We start from the raw sequence: 15,399 nt of genomic DNA on the forward strand, positions 1-15,399 counted from the left end.
ACTGTTCAGTCTTCGTCGGCGAACGCTCGGAATTCCTGTGCGACCTGTTCGGGTGCCGTCGAAATGCCGACGTGACCTGCCTCGGATAGTTCGACCAGTCGGCTCTGGGCCAGTCGTTCGTGAAGTGTACGAACTCCATCGCGGAGATGTTCCGGGCCGTTCTCGCCCGTGAGAAGGAGCGTCGGAACCGAAATTTCGAGGTCGGCGTCGAGTTCGTACCGTTCGACCACGCGGTTCTCGCGGACGATGGTCTCGGCGATTTCGGCGACGCGACCGACCGGCAACGGTTCGAGGTTCTCGATTCCGGCGGCCTCGCGGAAGAACAGTTCGACGGCTTCGCGCCGTTCACCGGCGTCGAGGCGCTCCTGCATCCGGTCGGCGAGGACTGCACCCTCTCGATGAGAACCAGTTAACAACGCGGGTTCGTACAGCACCAATCGCTCGACTGTGGTCGTTCGCGCAACTTCGAGCGCGACCAGCGCGCCGAACGAGTGGCCGAACAGAATGGGGTCGTCGTCGAGTGCGTCGATAACTGCGCGAACGTCGGCCACCTCACGTTCGAGGCTGTACTCTTCCCCATCACCGCTGTCGCCGCGCCCGCGTCGGTCGAGGGCGACCAGTTCGTAGTCGTCGGCGAGGGGCGGGGTCAGTGCGTCCCAACTGTGGCGAGTCGCAGAGCCACCGTGGACGAGGACGACCGGCGGCCCGTCTCCATCTCGTCCGTAGGCAATTTCTGTATTATCTTGCGAGGATACTAACTGCATAGATGGATACGCCGCTTCGGGAGCGATTCGGATAAATGCTTCAGTTGACAGATTAGCTGGGGGCTTCGAAGGACCTCACCACGTCAACCCTTCGTAGACGATGCCGTCGCGCCGGTCGATCGCGTTTCGGCCGTCTATCACGACAGGAGTGGCCATCCGGTCGAGTTCGTCGTCGAGTCGCTCGATTTCGGCCCAGTCGGTCACGACGAGTGCCGCTACCGCACCCTCTACGGCTGACTGCGCGCTGTCTGCGTACTCGATGTCCGGGAAGTGTTCGCGCATGTTCTCGGTCGCGGCGGGGTCGTACGCGACGACGTTCGCCCCTCGTTCTTGCAAGCCGTCGATGACTGGAATGGCCCGAGAGCCTCGCGTATCGTCCGTGTCCGGCTTGAACGACAACCCCAGAACGGCGACAGGTTTCCCCTCGACGCGGACGTGACGGTCCATCAGCGACAACAGACGCCGAGGCTGGCGGTCGTTCACTTCGACCGCCGCTTCGAGCATCGCTGGCTGATAGCCTCGTTCCGTGGCGGCGTGGGTAATCGCGGCGACGTCCTTCGGGAAGCAGGACCCGCCCCACCCGAGTCCGCTCCGGAGGAAACGCTCGGAAATCCGGTCGTCTAGCTTGAGCGCGTCGGCCACTTCGTAGGTGTCGATGCCGAACTCCTTGCAGACGTTGCCGATGTCGTTTATCAGCGACACTTTCGAGGCGAGGAAGGAGTTGTTCGTATACTTTATCATCGCCGCAGTGGAGACATCGGTCTCGAACAGTTTCTCGCCCGGCACTCCGTCGAGCGGCGAGTAGACCTCCCGCAGTTGGTCGCGGATGCGGTCGTCGCTGGTGCCGACGACGACTCGGTCTGGGTCCAAGAAGTCCGAGACGGCACTCCCCTCTCGCAAGAACTCGGGATTCGTGGCGACGTGGAGTTCGTCGCCGACGACGCCCCCCGAGGTCCGTTCCAGAATTGGAATCAGTTGCTCTCGCGTCGTGCCCGGAACGACCGTACTCTTGACCACGACGGAGTGGTGGCCGTCCTTCGCCGCCAGCGTTTCCCCGAGTTGCTCGGTCGCAGCGTCGATGATAGACGTGTCGAGACTTCCATCGGGGTTGCTGGGGGTCGTCAGCGTGAGAAACGTGAGTTCCGTGTCGAGGATGGCGTCGTAGTCGGTCGTCGCCCGAAGACGCTCACCGCTGTGCTCGTCGATGAGTCCGTCTAGTTGCGGTTCGTCGATGGGCGAATCTCCCGCGTTGATGGTTTCGACGATATCCGCGTCGATATCGACGTTGGTAACGTCGTGACCGAGGTCCGCCAAGCACGCGGCCACGGTGGTGCCGACGTATCCCGACCCGATGATGCTGATGTTCATTGGAAGTCACTATCGAAGGCTAGCATAAAATACGAGCGGTACGCTGAATCCGGGTCCTTCACTCGAACCTTACAGCAAGTCGCCGGGCGAACTCATCGTCCCGCTCAGAACCTCCTGCTTCCGAACGGCGGCGTCGCCCTCGGGCGCGAGCGCGCCTTCCAGCGCGTCGCTCGCGCCGGGAATCGGGTCGTGAGTCTCGACGAACGTCGCCAACGCGAACTCCGTCTCGGACGCGTCGGTGAGCGCGAGGGCGTCCGAGCGCGAGAGGTCCGCCGACAGCCAGTCGCGCAGAATCTCGCGGGCGCGCGGCGTCAGCGGCGAGATGCCCTCACAGCCGAGCAGGTGAAGCACTTTGGCGGCCGTTATCGGTGCGACACCCGCCGCTCGTGCTCCGTCGCCGATAGCCCGGCCGGACGTGTGGGCGTCCACGATTGTCGCGGCCGCGTCCACGTCGCAGGGCAACTCCGCCTCGAAGGAATCGAGTCGCTCCCGGAGGTCGCTCCCCGTGTCGTCCACAGTGGCGACGCCGCGGTCGCACTGCTCAGTCGTCACCTCCAACCCGTCGGCGATGTCCGAGAGCGTCATACGCGAAACTGGTCGCGTCATCTACTTAAATTTTTCCAACAAATTTGAGGATAAATAGTTTCCGCGGCGAGGAACGTACCGATTACCGGTACGCTCTTCCCGCCGATTTCGGCCGATTCGAGCAGTTTCGTCGTTCGTTTAAATACTATTCCGAGCGAAGTTTCGATTGTGATGAGCAAAGCACACACGACGCCGACCTGTCCGGAATGTGACGGCCGACTGACTCCCGACCGCCAAGAGACCGTCTGCACCGACTGCGGCCTCGTCGTCGCCGAGGACCGTATCGACCGCGGGCCGGAGTGGCGGTCGTTCGCCGAGGACGAAGGCGAGAGCGAGCGTACTGGCGCACCGTTGACGCGCTCGCGCCACGACCGCGGCCTGACGACCGAAATCGGCCACGGCAACGACCGCAGACTGACTGGGCGCAAGCGTCGACGCGTGGCACGGATGCGCCGCGAACACGACCGCGCGCGGATCTCCTCGAAGAAAGAGCGCAATCAGGTGTACGCGTTCACCGAGATTCGGCGCCTCGTCGGTGCGCTCGACCTGCCGCGGAACATCCGGGACCGCGCCTGCGTCCTCTTCGAATCGGCCCAAGACGAAGACCTGCTCCGTGGGCGCTCGCTGGAAGGATTCTCGGCGGCCGTCGTCTACGCCACTTGTCGTACTGACTCCGTCTCGCGCACGCTCGAAGAGGTGCTGGAAGTCGCTCGCTCCGACCGGAGCGAGTTGAAGACCGCCTACGACGCGCTGAATCGTGAGTTGGGACTGCCGACCGGTCCCATCGACCCACGGGAGTATCTGCCCCGGTTCGCCACGCAACTCGACCTGCCGGTCGAAGTCGAGAACGAAGCGAGCGAGTTGGTCGAAAGAGGACGGGAACAGAACCTGGTCGGCGGCCGCGACCCGAGCGGGTTCGCCGCCGCCTGTCTGTACGCCGCTGCGTGCGAGACTGCCCACCAAGTCACTCAAAAGGCTGCCGCCGACGTGGCCGACGTGACGCCCGTGACGCTCCGCTCGACGTACTACGACCTCGAAGGGTAATTTCGGAGCGAGTTAGCGACAGCACCGAACTTCTTCTGCAACTGTAGCGAACTGCGCAGGGAGACCGTCTTTCTCGCCGACGAGCGACCGCACCGGTCGCCCGTGTCGCTGAGCGCGCGCTACTCGGTCGTCGTCAGGTATCGAAACGACCGGGGCACCGAGCGCACGCCGGACTCGTTCTGTGGGCGGGTCGCCGACGACACGGTTCAGCACCGCGGCGACGAGACCGCAGTCGAGTTCGCGGGCCAACTCGCGCGTTCGGACGGCGTCTGCGAGCGCGAACGGCCGCGGCGTCGTCACGAGGACACACGCCTCGGCGACGAGCAACGGGACGCCGACGTCTGCGGCCATCCCTGCCGGGCAATCGACGACGACGGTGCCGTACTCCGCCGCTACTGCTTCGACTGCACTTGCGAGGTCAGTCACGTCGCTGGCGCGCGCTCCGGCGAGCGTGCGACCGCAAGGAAGTAGGTGAACTCCGCCGACCCCCTGAACCGCTTCGACCGGGTCCGCGCGCCCGGCGAGTACGTCGTGCAAGTCGGGGGCTCTGGCGTTCGGCAAGTCGGCCATCCCGAGGTCGGCGTCCACGACCACGGCGTCCAATTCCGCGCCGAGGTTCAGTGCGACCGTCGATTTGCCGACGCCACCCTTCCCGCCCACGACGGCGAGAATCACTGCGTCCTCCGGTCGTCGCCCCGAGTGTTTGGCGTGCTGGCGACACGCGTCGCCAACTGTTCGGCGCGACGTGCGACCGCGAGCAGTTGCTGGCGGTCGGTTTCGAGGCGACCGACTTCGGGAGTCCCATTCGCGAGCGACGCGGCGCGCTCCGCGCGCCGCTCGACTGCGGCGAACCACGACTCGACGGGGCCGGGGAGTGCTGGTTCGGATGCTGTTTCTTCGGAAGAGACGGACACAGGCACGGCGTCGGCTGGCGGGCGACCGTCTCCCAGCGCGCGGACGACGCCGGACGGCGTCGTCGCGGCGCTCACGCTCGTCACTCTCTTCGTATGCGAGTCGTCAGGAGAGCGCGCCTCCTGCGCGCGCTCTCCTGCTCGGCCCTCGCTCGCTGCACGCTCGCTCCAGACGACTTCTGCGGGGGGTTCGGCTGCTGGCGCAGGACTCGCGTAGCCGAGTGCGAGTCGCTCGCCAGCAGGGACGACGCCCTCGAAACCGCCGTCGTCCCACCCGGCCTCGGAGACGCCCTCGTGTCTGGGCGGCCACACCGGGCCGTCGAGACGGTTGCCGATTCGGACGCGTCGAGCGACACTCGCGGAGTTTCGAACCAGCAGTTCGGCGAGCGTCACTCCTTCGGAGGTTTCGACTCGCCAGTCGAGGTTCACCATGCACCCTGTTCGTCCCGTTTTCGGTGTTAAACGTTCAGACCCGAACGACGGGCGCGTCCAGCCAGTCGGCAGCGGATTCGACGCTCTCGAAGCGAGTCTCGCAAGCCACCACGACGGGCGCTCGTACGTCGGCGACGTGAAGTACTGCGAGGGCTTGTGCGGTCGAATCTTCGTCTGAAAATCGGTCGAGCGCGGCGTCGAACTCCGAGCGCAACTGCTCGGCGAGGTGAGCGCGAGCCTCACGTCTGAGGTTGCGTTCGCGGTCCTGCAAGCGGAGTCGTTCCCGCCGGTTCTCGCGGCTCTCGCGGGCCTGTTCGCGGGCGGTCGCCAACGCTTGCTCTGCGGCGATGCGTTCGGTTTCGGCTTCTGCGAGTTCTCCCGTCGCCGTTGCCAGTTCCGCTTCGGCGGTTGTCGGGTCGCCGCCGGTGTCCCGCAGTGCGCGGACCCTCCCCTGAAGCGAGGCCACGCGCTCGCGGAGTTCTGACTCCGCACCGCTGGCGTCAGCGACACGGCGTCGGGCACTTCGGAGGTTGATAGACGCAGGAGACAGGGCTTCGAGTCGCTCGCGGACGGCCCGCAGTTCGTCGTCCACTGGCGCGTGGGAGCCACGTGAGCGAGCGGCGGCCGAGAGCGCGTCGGTGCGGTCGAACTCGATATCGGGCACGACGAGACCCACGTGACCGTGGATTGGCCGCGGTTCCGGGCAGGTCACCCGCTCGTCCTCGCCGTCTCGAATCGCCTCGAAGACGGTTTCTGGAGAGACCGTTGTTTCTGCGCCACGAAAGTCGATGGCACTGCCCGCCCACGTCCGTCCTTCGAATCGCAGTTTCATAGCTCTCGGTCGGCCATCGCCTCGGGGTCGGGGCAGTCGGTTCCGGCCGCGAACTTCGCGTAGGACGTACTCGGCTGGTCGCGGCTCTCGTACTCGCGGGCGGCCGTTCGAACGTCGTCCCCGACCGTCTCGAACTCGTTGAACGGGACGGTGCGCTCTATCTGCACGTCGGCGTCGTGCTTCTCGCGCAGTCGAAGCGCGAGGAACGCGCCGAGTTCGGTCGCCTCGAACAGCGCCGCGCGACCGAATCGCTGAACGACCGACTCCTCGTGGGTGTTACAGACGTTTCGAAGCGTCTGGCGCGCTTCCCGAGAGTACGTAACGACCAGCAGCACAAGCCAACTTGCAGCGGTTTCCGATTTAAAATTACCTCATCGGGACCGAACGACCCAGTCCCCGTCGTCGAACTCGACGACCGTGTCGAACAGCGACGTGAGCGTGCTGACCGTCTGGGTGTCGCAGGCGTCGGGGTCGAGGTGGAAGTGCGCCGTTACTTCCGTCGCTTCGAAGCGACCGGTCAACACGTGGAGGAACTTGTAGACCGTCTGGAGGTCGGCGTACTGCAACAGCGCGGTCAACGAGTGGAAACAACAGACCGTGTGGTTGTCGTTCGCGCTCCACTCTTTGAGGATCTCGCTCAGTTTGATACCGAGACCGGTGAGGTCGCCGGGACTCGACAGCGTCTCGACGAGGTCGCCGCCGGGCGGCGACGCGCCACCGCTACCGGAGACGGCCGACGCAGAACGCGTCGTCTCGCCGACACTGACGAAGCGCATGTTGTCTGGGCGTTCGCCCGCGTGGCCGAGCCAATCTTGGACGCAGGAGTCGGGCGAACGCGTGTACGTCACCCAGAGCAGATTCTCCTCGTCCGGGTCGTCGAGAGAAAGCAGGTCGAGGCAGGCGCTATCGGTAGACTCGTGGAGCGATGGAGCGAGCAGCAGAACAGAAGCCCCGCGCTCTACGTCGTCTCGAAACGAACCGCCTCCGTTGTGACCCTTCGTTTGCATCCGTGCGTTCTCTCAGATTGTCTCGCGGCCGTAGCTGACTCGAACTTGGTGGGAAACCAAGCTATTCGTATTCATCTTATACGACCTAGTTTATTTATTTTCCCCTCTGGCTGGTGTCATCATCTCATCGGCTATCCTAGCTGTTCGAGGTCGAATTCGACGTTTTCGGCGTCGAGAAGGTTCTTCACTCTACTTCTGGCCTGCGAGTGCGAGGACGCGACGACCACCAGTCCGTTGGCACTTTCCTCCCCAACCGCGCGGTAGGCCGCCAACTGGTCGTCCTCGAATTCCGTCGCGTAGGTCTGCAAGACGTTCGAGACGCGCTGTCGGGTCGTCTGGAGGTCAACCTCGCCGGACTCGAATTCGGCGAGTGCGTCCTCGATGTTCCGGAGGGCGGAGATTCGGTCCATCTACGTCGTCCGTAGGTGGTCTGTCGAGGGTTCGTACACCTCGCCCTTCTGTTTCAGTTTGTCAATCTCGTGTTCGGCCTTCGAGTGGTCCATGCCGATTTCGTCCGCGCGCTCAAGCACGACATCGACGGGTGCGCCGTCGTCGTACTCCTCTTCGATGTCGGCGATGAGTTGCTTGATATTCTTGATGCGGTCGCGCTGACTCTTCGAAGTCCCAGTCTCGACCACGTCGGCGTCGAACTGCCCCGTCTCGGGGTCCACACCGATGTCTTGCAGACAGGAGCGCGTGATTTCGACGGCACGCTCGGCGTCGGATATTTCCACGGTGTCGGAGAGTCGAACGCGCGCACTCGCCTCCGAGAGGCGGACGAGCGCTTCCAACTTACGCGCCGTCACTGGAACGGGGGCATCCTCGTCTGCGCCCTTCGTCCGCAGGTCCACGTAGAAGTCCCGAATCGTCTCCATCGCCTCGTCGGTCATCGTCGGGTAGCAGTTGCGTTTCGCGTAGGCGATGTACTTCCGCAGGAGGTCGGCGTCGATGGCTGGCGCGACTTCCTCGGTCTGGCTTTCGACCTCCTCGGCGGAGATGTTCGGCGCACTCATCTCCGTGCGCTGGGTGTTCAACTCGCCCGCGTAGTTGGTCTGGATGATGTGTTCGGCGAGTCGGCGGTCGTGTTCCTCGTCGGGTTGGTCCGTGACCGTGAAGATGAGGTCGAAACGAGAGATGAGTGCGGGTTCGAGGTCTATCTGCTCGCCGATTGGCTCGTACTGGTCGAATCGGCCGTACTTGGGGTTCGCCGCACCGAGGAGCGAACAGCGAGACTTCAGCGTGGCGTTGATACCGGCCTTCGAGACGGAGATTTTCTGCTGTTCGAGGCCCTCGTGCATCGCCGAGCGGTCCGACGCCTCCATCTTGTCTAGCTCGTCCACTGCCGCGATACCTTTGTCCGCGAGGACGAGCGCACCGGCTTCGAGAGTCCACTGTTGACCGTCGCCGAAGTCGTCCCTAACAGCCGCTGCGGTTAAACCGGCCGAACTGCTGCCTTTACCGGACGTATAGACAGACCGTGGCGCAATGTTCTGGACGTACGAAATCATCTGGGACTTACCCGTACCGGGGTCACCGATGAGAAGCATGTGCAGGTCGCCGCGAATCCGGGATTCGTCCGGCAGATGCTTCGTGACGCCGGAGAACAACTGGAGAATCATCGCCAGTTTCTCTTGGTCGTAGCCGTAGATTGCCGGGGCCATCGAGGCGACCATCTGCTCGTAGATGCCGTCCTGCTGGGAGAGTTCGACGATCTCCTTCTTGTCCTCGTCGGTGATGTCCATGTCCTCGAACTCTTCGTCCTCGATGGTCACCGAGACGCCGTCCATGTACACTTCGAAGACGGCGGACTTGTCCTGACCGCTTCCCTGCTGTTCGAGGTGCAGAATGCCGGTCACGGTGACGTGGTCGCCGGGCGTCACGTTGCCGGTGATGTCATCTTCGATGTGTACGTCGAGACTCTGTGGCGTCTCGCCGCCGCGCAATCCTTCGGGACTCTCCTGAACCCGAATTTTCTGGGAGTCGATGAATTCAGACTGGTCGAAGTTGATTTGGAAGGGGCCTTGACGTTCACAGCCCTGGCACTCGTGGGGTTCCTGAAAGTCGCCGCCGCTCTGTGGGATGTACGTGAGGGTGCCACAGCGCTGGCACTCGAAGGCGGCGTCCTGAATCTTCGGGCGAACGTCGGTGGCTTTGCGGACGATGCCCTGCGCGCTGATGAGCGTCTTGACGTGTCGCGCGCGGATTTCACGGATGTCGGTCGGGTCGGGGAGGTTGTGGATGCGGACGTGGGCCTGTCCGAGGCTCACGTCTACCGGCAGGTCGTACAGACGTAGCGCCTCTTCGGCGTACTCCTGCATCTGGTCGGGTTGGGCGAGGTAGTCGTCTGCGAGGTCGGCGTCGTATCTGTAGAGGTCCTGCCAATCGACGTAGAGCGACCGTTCTTCGTTGGGGTACTTCTGTGCGAGGTCGCCGATTTCGTCGCTGTAGTACCGCCGATAGAACTGCTCGAAGTTGTCGATGAGCTCCGTGTTTTCCGCGCGAGCCATTCACCAACTGGTTACTCCCTCATCTGCTAAGAACCTTCGCAAAGTACGCCGGAAGTGAAAGTGAGTCGGCGACGTGTCGAGGCGACGCCTCCGGTCGCTTCGCATTTCTACTCCGGTGAAACAGACAGAAAGTATATAATTGACGACTGTGACTCGATACGTATGCCGAACTGTCAAAACTGTGGTTCATTCGTCACTGCCCAGTACGCCCGCGTCTTTACTCCCTCCGACCTCGACGAACCGCGCGTCTGCCCGGACTGCGAGGACATCGTCCGCGACGGTGCCGACGTTCGAACGGCGCGCTCGCCGCGACAGTAATCTTCTGAAGTTCCCAGAGAGGGACCAATTTATCTGACACTCCGAACAACTGCCACGTAGCGATGAGCGACGACGTGGGCGCGCCAATCGTCGAGGCACCGAAGAGTGGCAAGCACGTTCGGTACCTCGAAACTGCCGACGAGACGGACGGCGAGTACGCCCGATTCGAGATGTGGCTCGACATCCCGCCGGAGTCGCACGGGCCGATGAAGCACGTCCATCCGGAACAGGACGAATACCTCGAAGTCCGGCGTGGCGTCCTCGGCGTCTGGCACGACGGGACGACTCGCCACCTCTCGGCGGGCGAGAGTACAGAGATTCCGGCGGGCGAGCCACACAAATTCTGGAACGCTGGCGACGAAGAGTTGCACGTGGTCGGAGAAGTCCGACCGGCGCTCCGCACGGAGTCGTTCATGTATCTCACCTACGGCCTCACGCGTGACTTCGTAGCGACGCCGTCGGGGATGCCGCTGAATCCACTTCGACTCGCGCCAGTTCTCGACGAGTTCGACGACTTGCTCTACCTCGCTCTGTTCCCTATCTGGCTCCAGCGACTCGGCATCCAACTCCTGGCTCCAATCGGTCGGCTCTGTGGATACGGGACCGACTACCCCGAGTACGTGCCCGACGAACGCGTGGGGCGACTCAATCGAGACTGAGGTAGCCGAGCGAACTGTTCCGCCGAAAAGACGAGTACCGTCGATAAGAGTCCGTTGGGTAGCAGAGCGCGTCTACTCCGGTTATGGCCTGTATAAGTATAGACCCTGACTAGGAAAGTACAGTCGATGACGGGTTCCGTGATAGATCTGTTATTATTCGCACAGAACCAACAACTGCCAGCAGACAATGTCGGCGATCTCCTCCTCGGGTTCGCGGTCACGCTGGCAGTCTTCGGAGTCTCGTTCGTACTCATCTACGGCATCGGGAAGCGAATCCTCGTTCGTCTCACTCGACGAGTACTCGACACGCGAGGGTTCTCACCCGCGGTAGTGAGTCTCGGAAGTAGCATCGCGGGGGCGTTCGCCCTCGTTGGTGGCCTCGCTATGGCCGCGAGCGTCGCTGGCTTCGGCGTCGTTCTCGCGGCATTTGCGACAGTCGTCGCCGCGCTCTCGCTCGCGTTCGGATTCGCCGCTCAGGACCTCATCGCTAACTTCGTCGCGGGGGTGTTCATCCTCAAAGACGAACCGTTCCAGACCGGTGACTGGATAGAGTGGAATGGGAACGTCGGCGTCGTGCGAGAAATCGACCTTCGAGTGACGAAACTGAACACCTTCGACAACGAACTCGTGACGGTCCCGAACTCCGAGTTGACGAACAACGTAGTGACGAATCCGGTCGCCAACGACGAACTACGAATCTCGTACGGGTTCGGTATCAGCTACGACGACGACATCGACCACGCCCAAGAGGCAATCACGAACGTTGGGGCGCAACTCGACGGCGTCCTCTCGGACCCGGAACCCGCCGCACCCGTCTCGGAACTCGGCGGGTCTGCAGTCGTTCTCGACGGCCGCGTTTGGATAGACCCCGAAGAGAGCAGCGCCGCAGGCGTCAAGGCGGCGTTCGTCAAGGCGGTGAAAGAGAAGTTCGACGCGGAGGGTATCGACATGCCGTATTCACACACCGAACTGACTGGCGGAATCACCGTGACGAGCGACGAAGCGTCCGGAATCTCGGACCCCGCCGCGTCCGCCGACGACTGAGAAACCTCCCGAACTCAGTTCGTGCCCGGCCGACGAGAGAGACGAATCCAGCGACCGGAGTCGTCCGCGAGAAAGTACCGGGACTACACTTATCCAGAACGTCGTCGTAGCGACGAACGATGGGGGAGAGATACGAAAGCGACCGAGTCAGTCGCACTACCTCGGAACACGATGCCGACCGATTCGGTCACGCCAGACTCGACGAGCGCGCCTTCGCGCTCGCGTGCGGACTACTCTGGTCGCTCGGCGTAGCTGGGATTGGGTTCATCGCTCGCTACGGGTGGGCCGAACGCTGGGAGAATCTTCTCGCAGACGCGTATCTGGGCTACGGAGAGAGCGCCACCGGCATCGCCATCGGAGCGGTTTGGGCGTTTTTGGACGGCGCGTCTGGCGGGTACGCCTTCGCGTGGCTGTACAACCGTCTCAGTCGGTAGTGAGTTACTTGTCCAAGTAGTCGGTTAAGCTCCGAAGGTCGTCTTCCGACACCCCGAACGCCGTCACGTCGTTCGATGGGACCACGTTGTCTGCCGCGAAGACCCGAAACTGGTCGCGGCCGAACGGGACACCGGGAACGCGCTCGGCGACCGAGAATCCGACCGACGCGAGCGAGTTTGGTACCGAAACCACCGAGACGCCGTCGTTGACCCGCTCGACGATTTCGGCGAACGTGAGTCGCTCCGGGCCGCCGAGTTCGTAGATTTCGCCGACGCGCCTTTCGTCCTCGACACCGTCGGCGAGCATCGGCACGAGGTCCTCGACCCACATCGGTTGGAGTTCCATCGTGCCACCACCAGGTAGGGGCGCGAAGATGGGTGGAGTGACGCGCTCGACGAACGGCAGGAACGCACAGCCGTCGCCGAAGACGACAGAGGGGCGATAGACGACCCAATCGAGGTCGGAGTCTCGGACGATTCGCTCGGCTTGGCGCTTCGCTCGGAAGTACGCGGTGTCCACGTCGGACTCGACACCTAGTCCGCTCATCTGGACGAATCGCTCGACATCGGTCTCTTCGCTCGCCCTAACGAGGTTCCGGGTTCCGTCGCGGTGGACCGACTCGTGAGTTCGTCCGCGAGGGTCTCGGTGCGACGGCAACGCGACGAGATTGACCACGGCGTCGTGGCCGCTCACGGCCTCGGTCAAGTCGGGGTCGGTCACGTCGAGCGCGACCGTCTCGACCTGTGATGGCAGTTCGGCAGTGTCCGGCGTGCGCGAAGCCACGGTCACGTCGTGGCCGCGCTCGGCCAAGATTCGACAGGTGGGCAGACCGACGAACCCCGCTCCACCGGCGACGAGGACCTTCATGTTAGCGCTCTTCGTCGGCGTCCGAGTCGAGGACGATATCGACCGCCGTCTTGTTCGCCGGGCCAATCGAACCGTCGCGGGCGAACCGAGCGATTCGCTGTTTCGCGTCCGTCACGGAACTCTCGCCGGAGTCTAGTTCGAGTAGTACGTCGTTGTAGAGGTCTAGCTCTGCGGTGACCGCGTCCAGTATCGCTTGTCGGGCCTCTCTGTAGGACTGCTCTTCGTCGAAGAAGACGGCGAGTTTCGTGCTGTACTCGCTCAGGTTCTCTCTCGTCTGTTCGCTCACCGCTGGATGGTCGAGCAACTCCGTCGCCGGAACGCTCTCTGCGTCGGCGTCGTCGTCCGCGGCCCGAATCTCGTTTCGGGCGAACGTCTTGGCCATCTCGTACTTCGAGGTCAACTCGGCCCGCGTCTCTTCGGTCGATTCAGTCCACTCTTCCAGATACTCGACCGCCTCGGTGACGGCCTCGATTCGTTCGGCCAACCGCTGGTCGAACTGTTCGACGTTCCCATCTTCAACAGCTTGCACCTCCTCGACAAACGTTACCATCGGTTCTGTCTCCTACTTGGACGCCACTCCCTTTGGTCTCTCGGGTAGGCGGGCGACAGACGAGAGGCGACTGGAAAGAGACGACGAACGACGAACGGCGAACGACGAGTAAGGCACATCTGTACCGGGTACTTGCAATCAGTATGGTCGAGACACTGCGAGGAGAGGTTCTGCACGTCGTGGGACCCGACGAGTTAGACGACCACGACCTCGACGGCGAGTTGCGCTCGCTCGCGGAGTCGCGGTACGTCCTCGTCTGCCGGAAAGGCGGCCACCCGTCTCCGTTCGAACGCATCAAGTCGTTCCTCCTGCGCGACCCAATCGAACCGGTGACGATAGTCGCAGAGACGGAAGCGAACGACGGCGACGAAGTCATTGCCGAAGTCGAAGAGACGGGAATCGCGGGGGTCTACGAGGCAGTGGAACTGCGATAGCTGAGAGACCGATATCGGCAGTAACGTGATAGGACTCCGACTCGTTTTAAAAGATATGAGTGCAGGTGACTCGGAAACGGGACAGTCGGAAGTCGGACAGTCGAACGACGACCGCTCGAAGGCCATCGGAGCGGGCATCGGTATCGGCGTCGGCATCGGTGCAGGGTGGGGACTCGTCATGGCGAATATGATGGGCGGCGACACTGGGACTGGCATCACGTTCGGCGCAGGTGCCGGACTCCTAATCGCGCTGGTTTCCGGGGCCGCGGTCTACAGCGTAGCGACCTCGTGAGAACAGTCGAATCCTCGCAGAGCGTCAACTCCCAAATTCGTCGAAGCCGACCTGCTCGCCCACGTCTATCTCCTCGATAACGTCCGCCGAGTCGTTCGCGGGATTGTTCACCCGTTTCGAGACGGGATACGCCCGTAGCTCGTCTGCCGGATACGGGTCTAACACGCCCTGTAACTGTTTTTCGTCGGTCGCCGACAGCCACATCTGTTCGTCTTCTCGGTCGAGAATCACCGGCATCCGGTCGTGAACGTCGGCGACGGTTTCGTTCGCGTCGGTCGTGATAATCGTCACTGTCTCGCGGTGGCCGTTCTCACCATTCGGGTGGTCGTCTCCGCCGTCCCACGTCTCCCAGAGCCCCGCGAACGCGAACGGTTGGTCGTCGCGCCGGGTGATCCTGTAGGGTTGTTTCGACCCGCGCTGGCCCTGCCACTCGTAGAAGCCATCGGCGAGGACGAGACACCGGCGTTTCTCGAACGCATCTCGGAACATCGGTTTCTCGGCGACCGTCTCGGCGCGCGCGTTGATTGGTCTCGGCGAGTCGTCTGGGTCGTCCACCCACGAGGGAACCAATCCCCATTCGAGTTGGTCGATTTCGTCGGTCGCGTCGTTCTGAATCGTCGCCAACCTGTCGCCGGGTGCGATGTTGTATCGTGGCGTAATCGGCTTCGTTGCAGTCGCGTCGAAGCGCTCTTCGAGGACGGACTGCGGGACGAAGAGCGAGGTTCGTCCACACATGTGCGACAGTTCGACGCGGAGCGACATAGGTCGTGTCGTTAGTCACACCCTCCCGACAGAAAAGGGAGACCCGCGGCCGTTAGAAGAGAGACCGGCGACCGTTCGACTTGCTACGAACTCTGGCCGAGCAGATGCACGTAATCGTCGAGTGCCAGCGCAAAGTCGCCAGACGCCGGGAGTTCGACCCACGAGTACTCGAAGTCCATCCCCACTTCTTCGCCTTCGCCAGTGACGGTGTGAGTCCAGTGGTCGCGCGACTCGTCAACGTTCGCGTGGAAGAAGTGGCGAACGTACCGCTTCGGTGGTGAGTGACGACGAGTCCACACGTCAGTCGTCAGATACTGCGTCTCACCGACTGCGAGACCGCTCTCCTCCGTGATTTCTCGCAACACCGCGGTGTGCGGTTGTTCCCCCGACTCGATGGTTCCTTTCGGTATCTGCAACCCCTCGTGGCCTGGTCCTTCGAAGACCAGCAACTCGCGTCCGGTGGCCGACTCGGGGTCGTTTCGCGTGATGTATGCACACGCTTTCTGGACGTACGTCACGTCGTCTTCGACGTTCGTCACAACTTCGCAAACGTTCGTTCCGTCTTTTGCCGCCATTTTGTAGCAGAGG

The 15,399-nt window shown here is 62.8% G+C and carries 21 protein-coding genes; 7 read left to right on the plus strand and 14 right to left on the minus strand.

The window, feature by feature from the left end; all coding sequences use genetic code 11:
• Window positions 1–5: 5 nt before the first annotated feature.
• The 3 genes from F7R90_RS15065 to F7R90_RS15075 form a co-directional block, all read right to left on the minus strand.
• Complete coding sequence (locus F7R90_RS15065) at window positions 6–764, minus strand: alpha/beta fold hydrolase (protein ID WP_158058225.1); 759 nt, start codon at window positions 762–764, stop codon at window positions 6–8.
• Window positions 765–839: 75 nt separating this feature from the next.
• On the minus strand, window positions 840–2,132 hold the full coding sequence (gene aglM, locus F7R90_RS15070) for a UDP-glucose 6-dehydrogenase AglM (RefSeq protein ID WP_158058226.1): 1,293 nt from the start codon (window positions 2,130–2,132) through the stop codon (window positions 840–842).
• 69 nt (window positions 2,133–2,201) lie between these two features.
• Complete coding sequence (locus F7R90_RS15075; RefSeq protein WP_158058227.1) at window positions 2,202–2,717, minus strand: DUF7858 family protein; 516 nt, start codon at window positions 2,715–2,717, stop codon at window positions 2,202–2,204.
• Between the two features lie 171 nt (window positions 2,718–2,888).
• On the opposite strand from F7R90_RS15075, the gene F7R90_RS15080 reads away from it, so the two are divergent.
• Window positions 2,889–3,761 (plus strand): transcription initiation factor IIB, encoded by an 873-nt coding sequence (locus F7R90_RS15080; RefSeq protein ID WP_158058228.1) that lies wholly within the window; start codon window positions 2,889–2,891, stop codon window positions 3,759–3,761.
• A 12-nt stretch (window positions 3,762–3,773) separates the two neighbouring features.
• Here the strand turns inward: F7R90_RS15080 and F7R90_RS15085 are convergent, their stop codons facing one another.
• From F7R90_RS15085 to F7R90_RS15115, 7 genes are all read right to left on the minus strand, one after another.
• Window positions 3,774–4,436 (minus strand): MinD/ParA family ATP-binding protein, encoded by a 663-nt coding sequence (locus F7R90_RS15085; protein ID WP_158058229.1) that lies wholly within the window; start codon window positions 4,434–4,436, stop codon window positions 3,774–3,776.
• The gene (locus F7R90_RS15090; RefSeq protein WP_158058230.1) at window positions 4,433–5,104 is read right to left on the minus strand and encodes a DUF7857 domain-containing protein; all 672 of its coding nucleotides are present in this window, start codon (window positions 5,102–5,104) and stop codon (window positions 4,433–4,435) included. Before F7R90_RS15090 ends, F7R90_RS15085 begins: the two co-directional genes overlap by 4 nt.
• A gap of 34 nt (window positions 5,105–5,138) precedes the next feature.
• A complete protein-coding gene (locus F7R90_RS15095) occupies window positions 5,139–5,936 on the minus strand; it encodes a DUF7856 family protein (RefSeq protein WP_158058231.1) in 798 nt (265 codons plus the stop codon).
• Window positions 5,933–6,271 carry a DUF7855 family protein gene (locus tag F7R90_RS15100; protein ID WP_158058232.1) on the minus strand — a complete coding sequence of 113 codons (339 nt, stop codon included), beginning with the start codon at window positions 6,269–6,271 and terminating at the stop codon, window positions 5,933–5,935. Before F7R90_RS15100 ends, F7R90_RS15095 begins: the two co-directional genes overlap by 4 nt.
• Window positions 6,272–6,307: 36 nt before the next feature.
• The gene (locus F7R90_RS15105; protein WP_225741195.1) at window positions 6,308–6,943 is read right to left on the minus strand and encodes a DUF7504 family protein; all 636 of its coding nucleotides are present in this window, start codon (window positions 6,941–6,943) and stop codon (window positions 6,308–6,310) included.
• A 131-nt stretch (window positions 6,944–7,074) separates the two neighbouring features.
• Window positions 7,075–7,353 (minus strand): DUF7854 family protein, encoded by a 279-nt coding sequence (locus F7R90_RS15110; protein ID WP_158058233.1) that lies wholly within the window; start codon window positions 7,351–7,353, stop codon window positions 7,075–7,077.
• On the minus strand, window positions 7,354–9,450 hold the full coding sequence (locus F7R90_RS15115; protein ID WP_158058234.1) for a minichromosome maintenance protein MCM: 2,097 nt from the start codon (window positions 9,448–9,450) through the stop codon (window positions 7,354–7,356).
• A gap of 162 nt (window positions 9,451–9,612) precedes the next feature.
• Here F7R90_RS15115 and F7R90_RS22290 point away from each other — a divergent pair, with 162 nt between their 5' ends.
• The 4 genes from F7R90_RS22290 to F7R90_RS15130 all read left to right on the plus strand — a co-directional run bounded on the left by F7R90_RS22290 (window position 9,613) and on the right by F7R90_RS15130 (window position 11,905).
• The gene (locus F7R90_RS22290; protein ID WP_192498333.1) at window positions 9,613–9,768 is read left to right on the plus strand and encodes a DUF7563 family protein; all 156 of its coding nucleotides are present in this window, start codon (window positions 9,613–9,615) and stop codon (window positions 9,766–9,768) included.
• A 62-nt stretch (window positions 9,769–9,830) separates the two neighbouring features.
• The gene (locus F7R90_RS15120) at window positions 9,831–10,427 is read left to right on the plus strand and encodes a cupin domain-containing protein (protein ID WP_158058235.1); all 597 of its coding nucleotides are present in this window, start codon (window positions 9,831–9,833) and stop codon (window positions 10,425–10,427) included.
• Between the two features lie 126 nt (window positions 10,428–10,553).
• Window positions 10,554–11,471 carry a mechanosensitive ion channel family protein gene (locus tag F7R90_RS15125; protein WP_158058236.1) on the plus strand — a complete coding sequence of 306 codons (918 nt, stop codon included), beginning with the start codon at window positions 10,554–10,556 and terminating at the stop codon, window positions 11,469–11,471.
• Window positions 11,472–11,590: 119 nt separating this feature from the next.
• On the plus strand, window positions 11,591–11,905 hold the full coding sequence (locus tag F7R90_RS15130) for a bacteriophage holin (protein WP_192498334.1): 315 nt from the start codon (window positions 11,591–11,593) through the stop codon (window positions 11,903–11,905).
• Between the two features lie 4 nt (window positions 11,906–11,909).
• On the opposite strand, the gene F7R90_RS15135 is transcribed toward F7R90_RS15130, so the two are convergent.
• Together F7R90_RS15135 and F7R90_RS15140 are read right to left on the minus strand one after the other, a co-directional pair.
• Window positions 11,910–12,773, minus strand: coding sequence for an NAD(P)H-binding protein (locus F7R90_RS15135; RefSeq protein ID WP_158058237.1), 864 nt, complete (start codon window positions 12,771–12,773; stop codon window positions 11,910–11,912).
• A gap of 1 nt (window position 12,774) precedes the next feature.
• The gene (locus F7R90_RS15140; protein ID WP_158058238.1) at window positions 12,775–13,323 is read right to left on the minus strand and encodes a hypothetical protein; all 549 of its coding nucleotides are present in this window, start codon (window positions 13,321–13,323) and stop codon (window positions 12,775–12,777) included.
• A 143-nt stretch (window positions 13,324–13,466) separates the two neighbouring features.
• On the opposite strand from F7R90_RS15140, the gene F7R90_RS15145 reads away from it, so the two are divergent.
• Complete coding sequence (locus tag F7R90_RS15145) at window positions 13,467–13,757, plus strand: DUF7526 family protein (RefSeq protein WP_158058239.1); 291 nt, start codon at window positions 13,467–13,469, stop codon at window positions 13,755–13,757.
• Between the two features lie 55 nt (window positions 13,758–13,812).
• Window positions 13,813–14,049: a hypothetical protein gene (locus F7R90_RS15150; protein ID WP_158058240.1), complete on the plus strand. Its 237-nt coding sequence runs from the start codon at window positions 13,813–13,815 to the stop codon at window positions 14,047–14,049.
• A gap of 24 nt (window positions 14,050–14,073) precedes the next feature.
• Here the strand turns inward: F7R90_RS15150 and F7R90_RS15155 are convergent, their stop codons facing one another.
• Window positions 14,074–14,784, minus strand: a complete 711-nt coding sequence (locus F7R90_RS15155) for an SOS response-associated peptidase (RefSeq protein WP_158058241.1) — start codon at window positions 14,782–14,784, stop codon at window positions 14,074–14,076.
• 110 nt (window positions 14,785–14,894) lie between these two features.
• On the minus strand, window positions 14,895–15,386 hold the full coding sequence (locus F7R90_RS15160) for an NUDIX hydrolase (RefSeq protein ID WP_158058242.1): 492 nt from the start codon (window positions 15,384–15,386) through the stop codon (window positions 14,895–14,897).
• Between the last annotated feature and the right edge of the window lie 13 nt (window positions 15,387–15,399).

The organism is Halorussus halophilus (assembly GCF_008831545.1).
Lineage (GTDB): Archaea > Halobacteriota > Halobacteria > Halobacteriales > Haladaptataceae > Halorussus > Halorussus halophilus.